The sequence below is a fragment of the Corynebacterium maris DSM 45190 genome (assembly GCF_000442645.1).
Taxonomy (GTDB): Bacteria; Actinomycetota; Actinomycetes; order Mycobacteriales; family Mycobacteriaceae; genus Corynebacterium; species Corynebacterium maris.
The window spans coordinates 1135953-1153309 of the sequence record NC_021915.1; the positions used below are offsets into that span (position 1 = coordinate 1135953).

At 63.5% G+C, this 17357-nt stretch carries 13 protein-coding genes and 1 pseudogene; 8 read left to right on the forward strand and 6 right to left on the reverse strand.

Annotated elements, in window-relative coordinates; translation table 11 throughout:
* Positions 1–87 precede the first annotated feature (87 nt).
* The 7 genes and pseudogenes from B841_RS05450 to B841_RS05480 all read left to right on the forward strand — a co-directional run bounded on the left by B841_RS05450 (position 88) and on the right by B841_RS05480 (position 7161).
* Complete coding sequence (locus tag B841_RS05450; protein WP_404825471.1) at positions 88–1362, forward strand: MFS transporter; 1275 nt, start codon at positions 88–90, stop codon at positions 1360–1362.
* A gap of 1 nt (position 1363) precedes the next feature.
* Complete coding sequence (locus B841_RS05455; protein ID WP_020934487.1) at positions 1364–2743, forward strand: DHA2 family efflux MFS transporter permease subunit; 1380 nt, start codon at positions 1364–1366, stop codon at positions 2741–2743.
* A 52-nt stretch (positions 2744–2795) separates the two neighbouring features.
* Positions 2796–3476, forward strand: coding sequence for a DedA family protein (locus B841_RS05460; protein ID WP_020934488.1), 681 nt, complete (start codon positions 2796–2798; stop codon positions 3474–3476).
* An 11-nt stretch (positions 3477–3487) separates the two neighbouring features.
* Complete coding sequence (locus B841_RS05465; protein ID WP_020934489.1) at positions 3488–4462, forward strand: nucleoside hydrolase; 975 nt, start codon at positions 3488–3490, stop codon at positions 4460–4462.
* Between the two features lie 97 nt (positions 4463–4559).
* Positions 4560–5331 (forward strand): annotated as a pseudogene (locus B841_RS05470) (ECF transporter S component).
* Positions 5318–6013 (forward strand): energy-coupling factor transporter transmembrane component T family protein, encoded by a 696-nt coding sequence (locus tag B841_RS05475; RefSeq protein WP_041631765.1) that lies wholly within the window; start codon positions 5318–5320, stop codon positions 6011–6013. Before B841_RS05470 ends, B841_RS05475 begins: the two are co-directional and overlap by 14 nt.
* Positions 6001–7161 carry an ATP-binding cassette domain-containing protein gene (locus B841_RS05480; RefSeq protein ID WP_020934492.1) on the forward strand — a complete coding sequence of 387 codons (1161 nt, stop codon included), beginning with the start codon at positions 6001–6003 and terminating at the stop codon, positions 7159–7161. Before B841_RS05475 ends, B841_RS05480 begins: the two co-directional genes overlap by 13 nt.
* A 79-nt stretch (positions 7162–7240) precedes the next feature.
* Here B841_RS05480 and B841_RS13600 read toward each other — a convergent pair whose 3' ends face one another.
* The 6 genes from B841_RS13600 to B841_RS05505 all read right to left on the reverse strand — a co-directional run bounded on the left by B841_RS13600 (position 7241) and on the right by B841_RS05505 (position 14967).
* Positions 7241–10375, reverse strand: a complete 3135-nt coding sequence (locus B841_RS13600; protein WP_211215549.1) for a DUF3427 domain-containing protein — start codon at positions 10373–10375, stop codon at positions 7241–7243.
* Positions 10376–10417: 42 nt separating this feature from the next.
* Positions 10418–10825 carry a (deoxy)nucleoside triphosphate pyrophosphohydrolase gene (locus B841_RS05485; protein ID WP_041631766.1) on the reverse strand — a complete coding sequence of 136 codons (408 nt, stop codon included), beginning with the start codon at positions 10823–10825 and terminating at the stop codon, positions 10418–10420.
* A 60-nt stretch (positions 10826–10885) separates the two neighbouring features.
* Positions 10886–11827 (reverse strand): formimidoylglutamase, encoded by a 942-nt coding sequence (hutG, locus tag B841_RS05490; RefSeq protein ID WP_020934495.1) that lies wholly within the window; start codon positions 11825–11827, stop codon positions 10886–10888.
* Between the two features lie 89 nt (positions 11828–11916).
* The gene (locus B841_RS05495) at positions 11917–12273 is read right to left on the reverse strand and encodes a RidA family protein (RefSeq protein WP_020934496.1); all 357 of its coding nucleotides are present in this window, start codon (positions 12271–12273) and stop codon (positions 11917–11919) included.
* 68 nt (positions 12274–12341) lie between these two features.
* On the reverse strand, positions 12342–13400 hold the full coding sequence (locus B841_RS05500; RefSeq protein ID WP_020934497.1) for a hypothetical protein: 1059 nt from the start codon (positions 13398–13400) through the stop codon (positions 12342–12344).
* Between the two features lie 157 nt (positions 13401–13557).
* Positions 13558–14967 (reverse strand): amino acid permease, encoded by a 1410-nt coding sequence (locus tag B841_RS05505; protein ID WP_020934498.1) that lies wholly within the window; start codon positions 14965–14967, stop codon positions 13558–13560.
* Between the two features lie 129 nt (positions 14968–15096).
* On the opposite strand from B841_RS05505, the gene B841_RS05510 reads away from it, so the two are divergent.
* The gene (locus B841_RS05510) at positions 15097–17229 is read left to right on the forward strand and encodes a DEAD/DEAH box helicase (protein ID WP_020934499.1); all 2133 of its coding nucleotides are present in this window, start codon (positions 15097–15099) and stop codon (positions 17227–17229) included.
* Positions 17230–17357 lie beyond the last annotated feature (128 nt).

Below are 17357 nucleotides of genomic sequence, written 5' to 3' on the forward strand. Positions count from 1 at the left end.
CACACTATATAGAACACATTTTCGACACGCAAGGGCGATGGGACAGTTGCGCCGGAAGAGGATACCCTGGTCACAGGTATGAACGACATGTCAACGACAACTCAAGAACCCCAGGAACCCAGATCCTCGGCGATGCCCCGCGAAATCTGGGTGCTCGTCGCCGCGGCCTTCCTCATCGCCGTCGGCTACGGACTGATCGCGCCGATCCTGCCGCAGTTCGTGGTCACTTTCGACGTCTCCATCGCCGCGGCCGGCGCCGTGGTCTCCATCTTCTCCGTCTCCCGCCTGATTTTCGCCCCCGGCGCGGGACGCCTCATCGACGGTTTCGGCGCCCGCAAGGTCTATCTGACCGGCCTGATCACCGTCGCCGTGACCACGGGGATGATCGCGCTGGTCGGGGCCTATTGGCAGATCCTGGTGCTGCGCGCGATCGCCGGCCTCGGCTCCACGATGTTCACGATCTCGGCGATGGGGTTGATCGTCCGGCTCGCGCCGCCGGAGCGTCGCGGGCGAGCCTCCGCGCTCTACGGCTCGGCTTTCCTGCTGGGCAACGTCATCGGGCCCGTCGCCGGCGCGGCCATGAGCTTTTTGGGCATGCGGTGGCCGTTTGTCATCTACGGCACCGGCGTGCTGCTGGCGGCGTTTGTGGTGTGGTGGCTGATGCCCAACCGCAAGATCGACCGCATCGAGCAGAACCACGCCGCCGCCAAGGACGCCGCACCGGAGTCCGCGGAGCCGGAGAAGATGCACGTGCGGGAGGCCCTGCGTGACTCCGCCTACCGCAGCGCGCTGGTGTCCAACTTCACCCACGGCTGGGTGAACATGGGGGTGCGCGTGGCCACCCTGCCGCTGTTCGCGGCGGCCGTGTTCAACGATGGCACCGCCGTCGCGGGCTTCGCCCTGGCCATCTACGCGGCGGGCAACGCCGTCGTGTTGCAGTTCTCCGGGCGGCTAGCGGACACCATCGGGCGCAAACCGTTGATCATCGCCGGGTTGATCGGCTCCGCCATCTTCACCGGTGGCATGGGCTTCGCCGACGAGGTGTGGTCGCTGCTGTTGTTCTCTGCGCTGGCGGGCGCCTCGGCGGGCATGCTCAACCCTTCGCAGCAGGCGGTGCTGGCGGATGTCATCGGCAACGACCGTTCCGGCGGCAGCGTGCTGTCGGCGTACCAGATGTCCATGGATCTCGGTCAGATCGTCGGCCCGATCCTGGTCGGCGTGCTCGCGGATCTCTACGGTTTCCGGGTCGCCTTCGGCGTCTGCGCGATCGTGGCGCTGGTGGCCGTGGCGTTCTGGTCGTTCGGCCGGGAAACCCTGGACACGGCGCGCAAGCGGGCCGCGTCCGATCAAGGTGGGGAATAGGGTGACGACCTCGACCACGCCCACTTCGGACGCGCGCACCTCCTGGCGCGCGTTGCTCGCGCTGTGCGTCGGGCTGTTTTTGACGCTGATGGACCAGTCCTTCGTGGCCGTCGCCCTGCCGCGGATCCGGCAGGACTTCGACGCGAGCATCAACCAAGTCTTCTGGGTCAGCGCCGCCTACCTGCTGACCTTCGCGGTGCCGCTGCTGGTCACCGGCCGGCTCGGCGACCGCTACGGCCAACGACGCATGTACCTGATCGGCATGGCGGTCTTCACCCTCGGCGCCCTGGCGTGCGCGCTGGCGCCGTCGATCACCTGGCTGATCGTTTTCCGTGCGCTGCAGGGCTTCGGCGGCTCCCTGATCAACCCGCAGCCGTTGGCGATCATCAACCGCATCTTCCCGTATCACCGTCGCGGCTCCGCGATGGGCGTGTGGAGCGCCGTCGCCGGCTCGGCGGGACTGTTCGGCCCCGTGCTCGGCGGGGTCATCGTCGGCTATTTCGACTGGCGCTGGATCTTCGCCCTGTACGTGCCCATCGGGATAGTCTCGTTGATCTCGGTCGCGACGTTCGTGCCCAATCTGGCGAACTCCGCCTCCGCCATCGACGCGCTGTCCGGCCTGTTTTCTCTGCTGGCGGTGTTCGGCATCGTCTTCGCCCTGCAGCAGGGCCCGGAGATCGGCTGGGACGTGCTGGTCTGGTCCATCCTCATCGCCGGTGTGGTGGTGCTCATTGCCTTCCTTGACCGGCAGCGGCGCATGGGTGACAAGGCGCTCATGCCGCTGGAGCTGTTCCGCCACCGCAACTTCTCCTACGGCGCGGTCTCGGTGTTCGCCCTGGGCTTCGCGGTCTATCCGATCCAGCTGCCCATCATGCTGTACCTGCAGGGCCAGGTGGGCCTCGACCCGGAGGTCGCCGCCCTGCTGCTGGTGCCCATGGGGGTGCTGTCGGTGGTGCTGGCCCCGGTGGCGGGCCGGCTTACGGACGTGCTCAAACCCGGGGTGCTGTCGAAGACCGGGTATGCCAGTCTGATCGCCGCGATGGTCATGTTCGCGGTGTTCATGGGCAACGACTTCGGCATGTGGTGGCTGCTGCTGCCGATCTGCGCGCTGGGCGCGGCCAACGCCTTCGTGTGGTCGCCGAACTCGACGATTTCCATGCGCGCGCTGCCCGGGGGCCTCTCCGGGGCGGGCAGCGGCGTGTACAACACCTCCCGCCAGGTCGGCGCCGTCATCGGCGCCGCCGCGGTGGGCGCCGTGATGCAGATGCTCGAGCCGTTGGGCATCGGGGTGGCGGCAGGCACCGCCATGCTGCTTCCGGTTGCGCTGCTGATAGTCGGTTTCCTGGCGGTGTCCAACTTCCGGCCCGACAAACGCCCGTGAGCCGGCGGCAGGGTTTGGCCCGCCCGCCACGATCGACGAGAATGGCTGTCTCATGAATTTCGATGTCCCGGGCCTCGTCGACGCCATCGCCGCGCACGCCCCACTGGTCGTGGCCCTCATCGGCGTCTCCTCCCTGCTGGAGGCCGGCCTGGGCCTTGGCGCCGTGGTCCCGGGGGAGACCGTCGTGGTGCTCGGCGCGACCGTGCTCGCCGACGCGGGCCTGGCGTGGATCCTCCTCGGCATTCTCGTCGTGGCCGTCGGCGCCAGCACGGGCGATCACCTGGGCTGGTGGATCGGGCGCAAGGCAGGCCCGCCGCTGCGCCATTCCCGACTGGTGGCGAACATGGGCGTGGACAACTGGGACAAGGCGATGGGATTCGTCGACAAGCAGGGTGTCCTGCCGCTGGTCCTGGCCCGGCAACTGCCCGGCGTGCGCACGCTGGTCTCCGCGGCGTGCGGGGCGGCGCACATTCCGTACCGGCGCTTTTTCACCGCCAGCGTCTTAGGCTCGCTGCTGTGGTCGATCGTGTGGACCGGCGGCGGTGCGCTGTTTGGACCGCTGGTCATCGACGTCCTGGGGCCGATCCTGCCGTGGCTCATCGGGGCCTGGCTGCTGCTGCTCGCCGGCTTCGTCATCTACAAGCGGGTGAAAAAACGCCGCGCCGCGAAGCGTTCCCGCAGCACCCTTAAGGTCCGCGTCCACCAGGAACCGCGCCGGGAGGGATCCGCCTAGACTCAGGTCTCATGACCCCTCCTCCGGTTCTCCTCGACTGCGACCCCGGCATCGACGACGCCCTGGCGCTGATCTATCTCGCCGGACTGCACACTCGCGGCGACATCCGGCTGGTGGGGGTGACCACCACCGCCGGCAACACCACCACGCGGCGCACCGCCGTCAACGCCGCTTGGGTGCTCGCCCGCTGCGGGATCACCGACGTGCCCGTCGCCGCCGGGCGCGCCGAGCCGCTGAAGGCGCCGCTGGTGACCACCCCAGAAACCCACGGCGAGCACGGCATGGGATACGTCACCCCCACGGTGGATCAGGACGTGGACACGCACTGGGAGACGCTGTGGGACAAGGTCTGCGCGGAGCACGGCGAGAGCCTGCAGCTCATCGTCACCGGACCCTGCACCAACCTCGCCGCCTGGCTGGGGGAGGGGAGCCAAACCACCGCCGCCTTCGACTCAGTCACGATCATGGGCGGGGCCGTGCTGTATCAGGGCAACACCACGCCGACCGCGGAGTGGAACTTCTGGGTCGACCCGGACGCGGCCAAAGACGTCTTCGCCCAGGCCAGCCCGGAACTGCCGGTCACTCTCGCCCCGCTGAACGTCACCGAGCAGATGCTGCTGGACCCACTGGGGTTGGAAACACTCATCGCCGCCCTCGGCGGCACCCCGATCGCGGCCGACCTGCCGGAGATCCTGCGCTTCTACTTCGAATTCCACGAGGCCACCGGCGCCGGCTACCAAGCCCAGATCCACGACCTACTCACCTGCATGATCGCGCTGGGAACCGTGGCACACCGCACCACGGAAACCACTGTCGACGTCGAAGCCGACTCCGAACTCACCCGCGGCACCAGCCTCGCCGACCACCGCGGCCACTGGCAACGCCCCGCCAACGCGCACCTGGTCACGGAGGCGGACATCCCGGCGGCCTGGGCCGAGTTCCACGCCGCCGCCCGCACACTGGCCCAGGCGGCGGCGTCGCGCTAAGATTCTGAACCCGTCCAGGTTCGCGACGACCCGCCCCGAGGTGACATAGGGGACAACGGCGCGCGACATGCTTTCCACCCGCAGAAAGACCTCCCCCATGTCACTGATCCCACTCACGCCCGCGCGCCGGGCGTTCGCCATCATTGGCGGCCTCATCGTCGCCGCCACCTGGTTCTACCTCGTGCTCGTGCGCCCCACCGACTGGTCGGCAGTCGGCGGCAGCACCGAAGCGCTGCTCACCCTGGCCGGCTACGTCGGCGGCGCGGCACTGCTGCTGATCGCCGTGCTGCCCGCCCTGCCGGCGCGCACCATCGGGCTGATCCCCATCGCGTTGGTGCTCAACATCGTCATCGGACAGATCATCGGCGCCATCGGTATTCCGCTCTACCTCGACTCCGTGGGCACCGTCCTTATCGCGGCACTCGCCGGACCCATCGCGGGACTGGCCACCGGCACGCTGTCCTCGGTGGTGTGGGGGCTGTTCAACCCGGCCGCCCTACCGTTTGCCGCCGTCGCCGCCGCCACCGGCTGGCTCGCTGGGCTGATGATCAAACACGGCGGCTTCACCACCCTCCTGCGCGTGATTCTCAGCGGCATGGTGTTGGGACTTGTCACCGGGGCGCTGTCGGCGCCCGTCGCCGCCTTCGTCTACGGCGGCACCGCCGGGGGGGGGAACGGGTGCGCTGGTGTCGCTGCTGCGGGAGATGGGCAACTCACTACTCGGCTCCGTCACGCTGCAGGCGTTCATCTCCGACCCGCTGGACAAGGTCATCGTCCTGCTGCTGGTGTGGGCCGCCGTGAAATCCCTGCCGAAAAAGACCCTGGCCAGCCTGCGACCAGAGGCAAACCACCCCCATGCCCACGCTTAACCCTCTGTCTTGGCTGGTCGGGGCGCTCTCGCTGATGGTGCTGATCATCGGCGTGAACCAGCCGTGGCTCTCCGCGACGGTGCTGACGGTGAGCCTGGCCGTGGGCGTGTGGGGAACCCGCTCGCTTACGCCCGCGTTGGCGACCCTCGCCCTGGCCATACCCACGGGATTATCCATGCTGCTGATCCACGCCCCGCACGGCACCCAGACGCTCTTCGGCCCGGTCACCGCCGACGGGCTGGACATCGCCGGGGAACTCACGCTGCGCTTCGCCGCTCTGATCGCCGTGCTGCTGGCCGCCATGGCGAATATCCGCATCGACGAATTGGTCAAGACCTTGCAGACCTCCCGCGTCGGACACCGCCTGGCCTATATCCTCGGCGCCGCCCTACAACTCCTGCCGCAGGGCAGGCGCACCGTCCAGACCGTGCGCGACGCCCATCGCCTCGCCGGGACGCGCCTCCGTCCGCTCAACTCCGTGCCGCGCCTGACCGTACCCGTGATGACGCACCTGCTCACCCTCGGCGCCCGCAGGGGAGTGGCCCTGGAAACCGCCGGCTTCGACCTCCCCGGCCGCCGCACCGTGCTCATCCCCGTGCCGGACACCCGCGCCGAGCAGGTCGCGCGCATTATCGTGCCGATCCTGGTTGTGGCCGCGGTGGTGATCGCATGGCTGAGCTGAACCTTGAGAGGTTGGATCTGCGCGCCGGGACGATCACCCAGGTCATCGGACAGTCCGGGTCTGGGCTGAGCCGGCTGGCGGAACAGCTGCGAGGAAAACACCCCGGTGCGGTGGTGGTCATCCAGGACGCGCTGGCCCACATCACCTTCCTGCGTCGCACCGTCGCCGAGGAGGTCGCCTTCGGGCTGGAACAGCGTGGCACAGACCGCGCGGAGATGCGGCGCCGTGTCCACGCCGTGCTCACTGCTCTGCGCCTGGATCATCTGGCCAAGTGCGATCCGACAAAACTGTCCGGCGGGCAGAGTAAACGGCTGGCCGTGGCCGCCGTGATGGTGCTGGAACCCGAGGTGTTGATCCTCGATGACTCCTTTGCGGGGCTGGACGCTGGCTCGGCGGAGGCGTTGGTGCGGGCGCTTACCGGATACAGCGGGGCAGTGGTCGTGCTGGGCAACCGAGCACAAGATCTGCCGGGGGAGGTGTTCACGCTTATCGACGGATCGTTGATTCCTGGACTGCCGGGGCCTGCGAAGGTTGCGTTGCCGGAGCCGGTACGAGGCGCGTTCGGTGAAGTGATTGAGCTTGGGGAGGTGGTTGGTGATCGGGGTGGACGACGGGCCAGGTGGTGGCGCTTTGGTGGGGAGAAGGTGCCGGAGTTCACCGTCGGACCGGTGGATCTGTCGCTGCGACGAGGCGAGGTGCTGTGGTTGCAGGGAGCAAACGGTTCCGGCAAGACGACGCTACTGCGCGCGATCGCCGGGTTGGACGGGGCCCCGGCACCGCAGCCCGGGGTGTCGCTGATGTTGCAACGACCGGAGGACCAGGTGGTCAACCCCACGGTGGGGGAGTTCGTCGGTGACGCCGATGCCGTGGAGAAACTGGGGCTAGACGCGGAGGAACACCCGCTGGACCTGCCGGCGGCGAAGCTACGGCTGGCGCAGGCTGCTTTCGTGTTCGCCCAGGGGCGTGCGGTGGTGCTGCTGGATGAGCCCGACGTTGGGCTCGATGATTCTGCACGTGCAGAATTTCACGCAATGCTTGCCAATGCCTTGCGCGCCGGGAGGGCGGTGGTGATGACCTGCCATGATCCAGGATTTATGGGGGAGGTAGGGGAGTATGGGGTGGTGGAGATGCGTGTACTTGCGGAGTAATGAGCGCGGAACCTGTTCCAGAAATTCTGCACGTGCAGAATTTCTGGGGCTTAAGAGTGAGGATCAATCGGTTAAGTATCTACACCACAGCGCGTCCTTGTAGATAAAGATCGCGAGGCATAGCGCGTTTTAGCTTCCACTCGAGTTGGATTGGTTTCTCACCTCGGTGAGCGAGGTAATCTATGGTGCCGAGCAGAGTATAAGGGGCGGTGGCGCCAATACTATTGAGCTTGCCCAGTCGTACGGCAAGAAGTATTTCAGACTCCAATTCCTGGTGATGAATGTAACGTTGCCCGGTAGCTGAAGACAGTGTCGTGCTCGACTGAGACTCCCAATGAAAGCGGTCAGGCGTAATCGGATAGTCCTGGTAACTGGTGGTTGATGAGAAGCTGTCGTCGTTTTTATCTAGCGTGACGAGGAAAAGATCTAGATTAGCTTCTTCGTAGTATTTCACGCCTTCGCGGAATAGGTTGATTGCTGAGGGCAACGCCTCGTCGCTAATCGCCCCGACCAGTTCAGCGCGAGCATATTCCGCGTGAGTATAAAGCACTCTATGCCCAGCCGATGAAGGAACCGGACCGGGAATGCGACGCGAAGAATTGACTCGGTACTGCAGAAGTTGATTAAGTTCCCAGAATATTACCGGGCACTTCCGCAGAGTATTGATCCCGTCTGCGAAACTGCTCGGTACGTTTTCTTTAACGTTACTCCAAAACATAAGACAGAGCATGCGGCTGAATGCTTGGTCTTGTGCGGACAAGCTTTCGTAATCAGGTCCTTCTGGATCGGTGAGGCGAGTGTAAGCCTCTGCCCGGATTGGATCGTTAACATGGATGAAACTACGTAAGCGCTTGATGAGACGTTTTTCAAGTGCTGGATCTGCAGTGTTTGGTTCAAGTAATCCAACTTCGCGGAGTAATACCGCCCAGCTGGTATCCGCCGAACGGTAAATATCTTCTACCGCCACACCAGTATTGCGCAAGAATTTTCCTAGATCAGTCGTCTTTTCATTGCTAATTAAAGTTTTGAGCTTTCGACGGCTGCTGTTGGAAACTTTCCGAATGTTTTTAAGAACCTGATCCTGTGCTACCTGATCAAGCTGGATGCTTGTTCCCGGAGGAAGTTGTGGGAACTCCTCCTGGACAGCATCGATCAAGTATTTCCCCCGTTTACCTGTCAGGGCGGCGTATTTTTCTTGAAAGTTAAATTGCTCATGTTGCTGTCCAATGAAATCAAAGACGGCGCAGACATCTTTTCCGTGTGAAAGCCGTAAGCCGCGTCCTAGCTGTTGGACGAAAATTGTGGGACTTTGAGTAGGGCGGAGCAATAAAATGGTATTGGCTTCAGGGATATCAATACCCTCATTAAAAACATCGACAGAGAAAATCACTTTGATTTTCCCATCACGAAGATGAGAGAGAGCCGTTTTTCTATCATGCACGGATGTGTTGCCCGATACGGCTGCGGCGGGGACCCCGAATGCATTGAATCGCGCCGCCATGTATTCTGCATGTGAGACACTTACGCAGAACCCTAAGGCTTTCATGACATCCATGTCGAAAATTCTTTTATCAATCTCTCTAAGAATGAACTTGATTCGACGGTCGCCAGCTTTGATGTAGAAATCGCCAAGTTCCGATAGTTGATAGTCTTTAGAACTTCTGCTCCACCTAATGCCACTTAAGTCAGTGTCATCATTGATGCCGAAATAGTGCATTGGCGTAAGTAGCTGCAGCTGCAGGGCATCCCACAGGCGGAGCTCGTAGGCAACACGGTAGTCAAAGAAAGATTCAACATTCAGACCGTCCCCACGTTCAGGCGTAGCTGTGAGACCTAAGAGTTCTTGGGGGCGAAGATGAGATATTAAACGCTTGTATGATGCTGCTTCAGCATGATGAAATTCGTCGATCACGATGACCTCGAAATGATCAGCCGGTAATCCTGCTAGTCGTTTACCACTGAGCGATTGGATGCTGGCAAAAACATGTTTCCATTGACGAGGGGTATCGCCTCCGACGAGTAGCTCACCAAAATCTGGCTCTTTGAGTACTTCTCGGTAGGTACGTAGCGCTTGCTCCAGAATTTCTTTTCGATGCGCGACAAATAGGAATGAAGGAAGAACATTATCATTGGCTCGAACAAGTCGCTGATAGTCCAGCGCCGCCACCACCGTCTTCCCTGTGCCAGTCGCAGCTACGAGTAAGTTCTTGTGACGATCATGAACAGTACGCTCAGCGTCTAAAGCCTCAAGCATGGCCTCTTGATAAGGATAAGGGCGTACCTCGAGGGAGCTTAGTTTCACCTGCATCCCATTACCGGACCAGCTCGCACTATCCAGGGCATCTTCAAGAAGCTGCATGTCATCTCTGGGGTCGAAGGGGCCAAAGTGAGGATCATTCCAATAAGTATCGAATGTTGCAGTGAACTTCGAAATAACCGCAGGAGTAAGAAGCTTGGAGGTGCGAACATTCCACTCAATGCCATCCACCAGAGCAGAATTCGATAAATTGGAGCTACCAATAAAGGCAGTATCGAAGCCGGAGTTGCGGCGAAACAGCCATGCTTTGGCATGAAGTCTTGTGGTCTTGGATTCATAGCCGACATGAACCTCAGCACCATATACTTCGACCAAACGTCGTAAAGCTTCCGAATCAGTAGCGCCGCAGTATGTGGACGTAATAACACGAAGAGGAATCCCGCGTTGCTTGAGGTCTATCAGCTCTTTATGAAGAACAGAGATACCGCTATTCTTAATAAAAGCGCACAACAGGTCAACCGAGTCGGCGGTTTTTAATTCGCGCTGCAGTTCGTGAGCGAAGTTAGCTTCGTTCGGTGCATTAGTGAGCAGAGCAGCGCTGTTGAGCGGCAAATCTGGTAGTGGGGGAGCGCCGGTTGCGGTTGCTTTGTACACGGAATAGAGCAGCTCTTCATCATCAATGATGTCGTCTTCATCGAGGAGAGTAGCAAGCTGATTAATGAGATTGATGCGCTTTTCTGCAGAACGAGTCTTCCCTAGACGAGAGGTTAGGCGATTAGCAAACTGGTAGGACAATGCAGAAATATAACGTTCGCGAGCGTCTTCGTCGCTCCCCGAAATTGTTCCGAAATCCGCAGCAGGATCGGCTTCTCGGCGCGCATCCATGCGTTCACGAATGCGTTGGGTGATGGGAGTTTCGTAAGCGCCAAAGGGAAGCGCAGCATCGTCAGACATCATGTAACCAACTTATGGGTGTGGTCTGGCTCATGCTTCATGGGGTTAGCTCAATTGGTGGATGATGAGCTCGACTGCCGGGATGTCGGCAGGAGCCCACTCCACAGAGACGAGGTCGTTCGTAGAGAGCCACCGGGCTTCGGTGTGCTCGGTGAGGGTAGGGCGAGTGTCGTGAAGCGTGGACCAATATGTGGTTAGGCGCACGATGCCAAAATCATAAGCATATTCAGTGGTGGTCACCTCGTTGCCTACGGAGATAGTACACTGCAGTTCTTCTTCAATTTCCCGCACGAGCGCATCATGTGCTGATTCGCCGATTTCGATTTTACCGCCGGGAAATTCCCAATATCCTGCCATTGGTTTTCCTGGCCCGCGTCGAGTGGCAAAAATTCGAGGACCGTCGCCATTATTTTCCGTAATGACGGCTCCGACTACGTTTATTATCTTCGCCACGAACTTCCTTAATTTACTCGCTGATGCTTTGCCTAAGTGTAGGAGAGCTGCAGCATAGAGTTAGTTCGTCCCCAAGTACCCCTCCGCAATCTCATGCACCAACCTCGCCGCCACTCGTGCCGTGCGGTTGTCTACGTCCAGTTCAGGGTTGAGCTCCACTACGTCCACCAAAGAAAGCCTGCCGGTCCGGGCCAACGCCACACAGATGGCACGAATATGTGCCAGCGGCACGCCCACGGCGGCCGGCGAGCTGACGCCTGGGGCGATGGCGGCGGACAGCACGTCCAAGTCGATAGTCAGGTGGATGTGCGGCTGATCTTCAACGAGCTGCAATGCCAGCTCAGCGGCGCGAGCGGGGGACAGCTCCGCCAGCTGGTCGTCGGTGGTGATGTGGACTCCGAGTTCACGGGCGGAGTCGAAGAGGAAGCGGGTGTTGTTCGGCGGAGAAACCCCCAGCACGGAGTAGCGGAATTGTTCTCCGACGAGTTCGGCTACCTGGCGGAAGGGGGTTCCGTTGGTGGGCTCGTCCATGTCGCGCAGGTCGATGTGGGCGTCGAGGTTGATGATCGCCGGTGAGGTGTCTCCCAGCGCCTCATAGACGCCCCGGTGCGAGCCGAAGCCGGCTTCGTGGCCGCCACCGAGGACGATGGGGAGGTGGCCGGACTTCGATAGGCGGGCCACCGCCGCGGCGAGCTCGACGTGTCCGCGGTCCAGGTCGTGGTTCGTGACGGGGATGTCGCCGGCGTCGTAACGGGGGTGCTCGTCGTGTACGGCGGCGCCGGCCACGCTCTGCCGGATGGCGTCGGGCCCGCCGTCGGCGCCGGGTCGGCCATGGTTACGGCGGATGCCTTCGTCAGAGGCGAAGCCGAGCAGCGCGACGCCGGGCGGGGCGCCTTCAGGCTCGGGGAGCGGTCGGATGGTGGAGTGCCACAGGGCGTGCTGGGGGTTGGGGCCGTCGGTGCGGCCGGTCCACGTGTCGGGGAGCGTGTCGTTGAAGGTCATGTGTTCAGGCTATGAACAATGACCCCGGTTGCGGGCCAGTGTTGAGTAATCCCCGCCCTGAACTGCGCGGATTTTTCATGCAGCGACGCTTAGCGCTCGCCGACGTACGCGATCGCGTCGATCTCCACGGTCGCGCCGTAAGGCAGGGCCGACGCTTCCACGAAAGTGCGCGCTGGGCGAGCCTGCGCGAAATGCTCCTCGAACTGCTCGTTGGCCTCTTCCCGCAGGGAGAGGTCGGTGACGAAGTAGGTCAGCTTCACCACGTCGTCGACCGTGCCGTCAGCGGTAGCCAGTCGCTCAGTCATCCGGGCGAGAGCGGCGTCGAGGGCTTCCCGGCGCCCGCTCACCGGCTCATAGTTTTTGTCCACGGACAGTGCGCCCGAGACGTAGATGTGATCGCCCACGCGCTTGGCCGGGCTGTACGGGTGGTCGGAAGAGACGGACATGACTGAACCTTTCCTCTGGTGGGGGATGTGGCCCCAGTTAACCAGGGATGTAAGAACCGGGCAGCAGGTTAACGGGCCCCGGAGGTGAAGGCCCCGTCCGCGACTGTCGTCCGGGCATCGCCGTTGACCGTCTCGAAGGTGACGTCGTCCAGCTGAGAAAACCTGGTGCCGTGAATGGTCACCGACTCACCCGGGCGCAGTCGTTTGCCGTCGGTCAGAGACAGGGACGAACTCGCGTGAAAGGGGCGGAAGGTTCCGTCGTCGTCCAAGTGGAAAGAATTGAACTGCTCTTCCTGGCCGGTGAGCTCGCTTTGGCCGGAGAGAGGGGGATCAAAGAGCGTGGCGCAGTAGACGCCGTTTCCCGAGTCAGCGGTGTTGATCAGACAGTTGACCCGGTCGTCGGCGGAAATGACGGTGAACGCCGTCGGACTGACGCGGAAGTCTTCGGGGTCGAGCTCCCCGCCGGACGCCTCCGTTCCCTCGGACGCGGTCCCGACGGCGGACCAGGACGTCGAGGAGAACTGGCCGTCCTCAATGCGAAAAGCGTGTTCGCCGTGGGAACCGGTGACGGTGGACTCGTCCAGGTGCTCGAAGGTGACGCCGAGGACGGTGACGGTCTCACCCGGATTCAGCACGGCCCACGTGGTCGGCTGGCCTGGCATGTTTTCCTGATACAGGGCGCGGGGGACGAAACCGGTGCTCGGTTGGAAGCGGATGGTGTTGGCCACGGCCATGTTGTTCGGATGAGTCGCCATCGGCGGGATCTCGGCTTCGACCAGCACGTCGTTCGGGAAGGGGAAGTCGCAGTCCACCGTCGGGTTGTCTCCGGAGTCGCTTTCCCAGACGGTGCAGGTGGTGCCCTCGGCGAAGGTGACCATGTAGCCGTAGGTGTCGGGGTGGAGGAAGCGTTCGGCGTCGACTTCGGTGAGCGCAGCTTGGTCGGGAAGCGTCGTCTCCGGTGACGTCTCTGATTCTGTGGTCGGTGCTGTCGTCGCAGTGCTGGTCTCCACGGTCGTCGGCGTGGGCGCCGCCGACGTCGGTTCGCTGTCGGTCCCGCCACACGCGGTGAGTGCCAGCGCGGTGGCGGCCGTCAGCGACAGCGCTGCGATGCGGGCGGCGGTCGACATGGGGCTGACCTCTTTTCGGAGTTCTCTACGGTGCTATGAGTCTGAAACGGCATGTTAAGGCACCGAGGAGGCGTCCGCTGGGGAAACGACAAACCCGCCCCTCCCGTGCCCGCGTGAGCGGGTGGGGAGCGGGCGGGCGTCGATAAGCGGACAAGCCTTAAGACCTGTTCGCCGCGTGTTCCTCCGGTGCGATGGCCTTGGGTCGGCCCGTGACGTAATACAGGACGGTCATCAGCGCGAGGAAGGCCACGCCCACGATCAACGCCAGGTGGAACTCCGGCAGCCACACCATGATGCCGAAGCTGAAAAGGATGAACGCGATGGCGAACCACTGCCCGTACGGCCAGAACGGCACCGGGAACTTCAACGCCTGCGCTTCCGCGTACGGCATCCGGCGGCGGGAGGCGACCTGGGCGAGCAGGATCATCAGCCACACATAGATGGTGGCGAAGGTGGCCAGCGCGGCGATGACCACGAACACGTTCTCCGGCAGCACGGCGTTGAGTACCACGCCGATGACCAGCACGATGAGCATGATCACGGTGGTCATCACGGGGATGCCGTTGAAGGTGCGGCCCATGATCTTCGGGGCGAGGTTCTCCTTCGCCAGGCCCGTGAGCACGCGGCCGGCGCCGAAGAGGTCCGCGTTGATGGCGGACAGCGCGGCGGTGATCACCACGACGTTGAGCAGCGCGGCGGCCCAGTTGACGCCCAAAGTCTCGAAGATCTGGACGAAGGGGGAGGCCTCACCGGTGATCTGGTTCCACGGGGTCAGCAGCAGAATGACCAGCAGCGCGAGCACGTAGAACAACAGGATGCGCATCGGCACCGTGTTGACGGCCTTCGGGATGGAGCGCTGCGGGTCCTCGGCCTCGGTGCCGGCCACGCCGATGATCTCGGTGCCGCCGAAGGCGAAGAGCACGAGGATGAAGGAGGCGATCATGCCCTCCACGCCGTTGGGGAAGAAACCGCCGTCGCTCCAGAGGTTGGACACGCCCGTCTGCGCGCCCTCGGGGGACAGACCGAAGGCGAGGATGGCTGCGCCGCCGGCGATCATGGCGATCACGGCGGTGACCTTGATCAGGGTGAAGCCGAATTCGAGCTCGCCGAACCAGCGCACGCTGGCCAGGTTCGCCGCACCGACGATCAGCAAGGTGACGGCCACCCAGATCCACTGCGGGGTGTCCGGGAACCAGAAGCCCATGTAAATGGCGATGGCGGTCAGGTCGGCCAGACACACGATGAGCATCTCGAAGGCGAACATCCAGCCGGTGATGTAGCCCGCCCAGCCGCCGAGGTACTTGCGGGTGTACACCGCGAAAGAGCCCGGCACCGGGTGGTGCACGCTCATCTCGCCCAGGGCGCGGAGCATGAAGTAGACGACGGCGCCGGCGAGCAGGTACACCAGCAACACCGACGGTCCAGCGGCCTGGATCGCGCCGGCGGAGCCGTAGAACAGGCCGGTGCCGATCGCCGAGCCGAGGGCGATGAAGTGGATGTGGCGGTGCCGGAGGCCGGGCCGCTTGACGACGGTGGTCTGCGTCGCTCGCGCAGTGCTGTCAGACATGGGGTGGGGCATCCTTCTACACGAACGGTGTGGTCCATGGGTCGAGATATGACCAGTTCACCGTACTCCGGGGATCGCGCCGATAAGAAATGGATATTAGCGCGGCTTTGCACTACTGTTGCGTAAGCAATGAGCATTACCGATAACGCCACCGGCGGCGTGAATGAGCCGGATGAACTGAACCAGTCGGAATCTCAGAATAACTCGCAAGGTGACGCAGCAGCAGCTGCCCCCGCCAACCAGGCGGAGAAGAGCACCGGGGAAGCGAACACTTCTGAGGCAGTCGACTCCGAAACCGCGCAGAACGCGGACACGGACAACGCAACCACTACTCGCACCAACGCCTCGGAAGAAGCAGAAGCCGCTGACCTCAGCGCTGAGTCTGCCGCCCCCGACGCTGACACCAAGAAGAACAAGGACACCGATGCCCCGTCGGGATTCGACGGGCTCGGCCTGCCGGAGATCGTCCTTGACGCCGTCAAGAAGGTCGGCTTCGAAACGCCGTCCGCCATCCAGGAGCAGACCATTCCGCTCCTGATGGACGGGCGCGACGTCGTCGGCCTCGCCCAGACGGGCACCGGCAAGACCGCCGCGTTCGCGCTGCCGGTCCTGGCCCGCATCGACAAGCGGGAGCGCTCCCCGCAGGCCCTGGTCCTCGCGCCGACGCGTGAACTGGCCCTGCAGGTCGCCGACTCCTTCCAGTCCTTCGCCGACAACCTCGGCGGCATCCAGGTCCTGCCGATCTACGGCGGCCAGGCCTACGGCATCCAGCTCTCCGGCCTGCGCCGCGGCGCCCAGATCATCGTGGGCACCCCGGGCCGCGTCATCGACCACCTGAAGAAGGGCACGTTGGACATCTCCAACCTGCGCTACCTGGTGCTCGACGAGGCCGACGAGATGCTGAACATGGGCTTCCAGGAGGACGTCGAGCGCATCCTCGAGGACACCCCGGACGACAAGCAGGTCGCTCTGTTCTCTGCGACGATGCCCAACGGCATCCGCCGCATCTCCAAGCAGTACCTCAACGACCCGGTGGAGATCGCCGTCAAGGGCGAGACCCGCACCGCGACGAACATCACCCAGCGCTACCTGCTGACCGCGCACCGCAACAAGCTGGACGCGTTCACCCGCATCCTCGAGGTCACCGAGTTCGAGGCCATGATCGTCTTCGTGCGCACCAAGCACGAGACCGAGGAAGTGGCCGAGAAGCTGCGCGCCCGCGGATTCTCCGCGGCCGCCATCAACGGCGACATCGCGCAGAACCAGCGTGAGCGCACCGTCGACCAGCTCAAGGACGGCCGCCTGGACATCCTGGTGGCCACCGACGTCGCCGCCCGCGGCCTGGACGTCGAGCGCATCAGCCACGTGGTCAACTACGACATCCCGCACGACACCGAGAGCTACGTCCACCGCATCGGCCGCACCGGCCGTGCCGGACGCTCCGGCGAGGCGATCCTGTTCGTCACCCCGCGTGAGCGCCGCATGCTCCGCTCCATCGAGCGCGCCACCAACGCGACGCTCGAGGAGATGGCGCTGCCGACCGTCGACGAGGTCAACGAGTCCCGCAAGGAGAAGTTCGCGGACTCCATCACCGAGTCCCTGGAATCCAAGCAGCTCGAGCTCTTCCGCTCCCTGGTCCGTTCCTACTCCGAGGAGAAGGACGTGCCCATGGAGGACATCGCCGCGGCACTGGCCGCGCAGGCCCAGGCCGGCGCGGACTTCCTGATGAAGGAACCACCGAAGGACAAGCGCCGCGACCGTCAGGACCGCGACAAGTGGGACCGCGACGACCGTCGTGGTCGCGACCGCGACCGCGGTGGCCGTGACCGTCGCGATGGCGACTTCGAGACCTACCGCCTCGAGGTGGGCAAGCGCCAGCACGTTCGTCCGGGAGCCATCGTCGGCGCCCTGGCCAACGAAGGCGGCCTGAACTCGAAGGACTTCGGACGCATCACCATCGCCGTCGACCACACCCTGGTCGAACTGCCGAAGAACCTGGACCGCGGCGTGCTGGACCGTCTCAGCGACACCCGCATCTCCGGCCAGCTGATCAACATCGAGCGCGACGCCGGCGCGACCCACCCGCCGCGTGAGCGCGGCGGCGGTGGTGGACGCGGCGGTTACCGCGGCGGACGCGACCGCGACGACCGGGGCGGCTACCGTGGTGGCCGTGACCGTGGCGGCGATCGCGGCGGACGCGGTGGCTACCGTGGCGGACGCGACCGCGACGACCGTGGCGGACGCGGCGGCTGGCGCGACTAGCGCTCAGCCACGTTGACCGGCGATGACGCTGCCTGACACTTGGTGTCAGGCAGCGTTTCCTGCTTTCCGGGGTTCGTGCGCGGGCGCCGCCCCTTCTACGCTGAGGTGAAAGCACATGAAGGGGGCCG

Excerpts from the sequence above, each read along its gene's own strand:
- B841_RS05500 (WP_020934497.1), bottom strand. The coding sequence starts at position 13,400 with ATGTCGACCGCCGCCCGCATCGCAGCGCTGTCGCTGACGGCCGCCACC.
- B841_RS05465 (WP_020934489.1), top strand. The coding sequence starts at position 3,488 with ATGACCCCTCCTCCGGTTCTCCTCGACTGCGACCCCGGCATCGACGAC.
- B841_RS13600 (WP_211215549.1), bottom strand. The coding sequence starts at position 10,375 with ATGATGTCTGACGATGCTGCGCTTCCCTTTGGCGCTTACGAAACTCCC.
- B841_RS05510 (WP_020934499.1), top strand. The coding sequence starts at position 15,097 with ATGAGCATTACCGATAACGCCACCGGCGGCGTGAATGAGCCGGATGAA.
- B841_RS05480 (WP_020934492.1), top strand. The coding sequence starts at position 6,001 with ATGGCTGAGCTGAACCTTGAGAGGTTGGATCTGCGCGCCGGGACGATC.
- B841_RS05475 (WP_041631765.1), top strand. The coding sequence starts at position 5,318 with ATGCCCACGCTTAACCCTCTGTCTTGGCTGGTCGGGGCGCTCTCGCTG.
- B841_RS05450 (WP_404825471.1), top strand. The coding sequence starts at position 88 with ATGTCAACGACAACTCAAGAACCCCAGGAACCCAGATCCTCGGCGATG.
- B841_RS05460 (WP_020934488.1), top strand. The coding sequence starts at position 2,796 with ATGAATTTCGATGTCCCGGGCCTCGTCGACGCCATCGCCGCGCACGCC.
- B841_RS05495 (WP_020934496.1), bottom strand. The coding sequence starts at position 12,273 with ATGTCCGTCTCTTCCGACCACCCGTACAGCCCGGCCAAGCGCGTGGGC.
- hutG (WP_020934495.1), bottom strand. The coding sequence starts at position 11,827 with ATGACCTTCAACGACACGCTCCCCGACACGTGGACCGGCCGCACCGAC.
- B841_RS05505 (WP_020934498.1), bottom strand. The coding sequence starts at position 14,967 with ATGTCTGACAGCACTGCGCGAGCGACGCAGACCACCGTCGTCAAGCGG.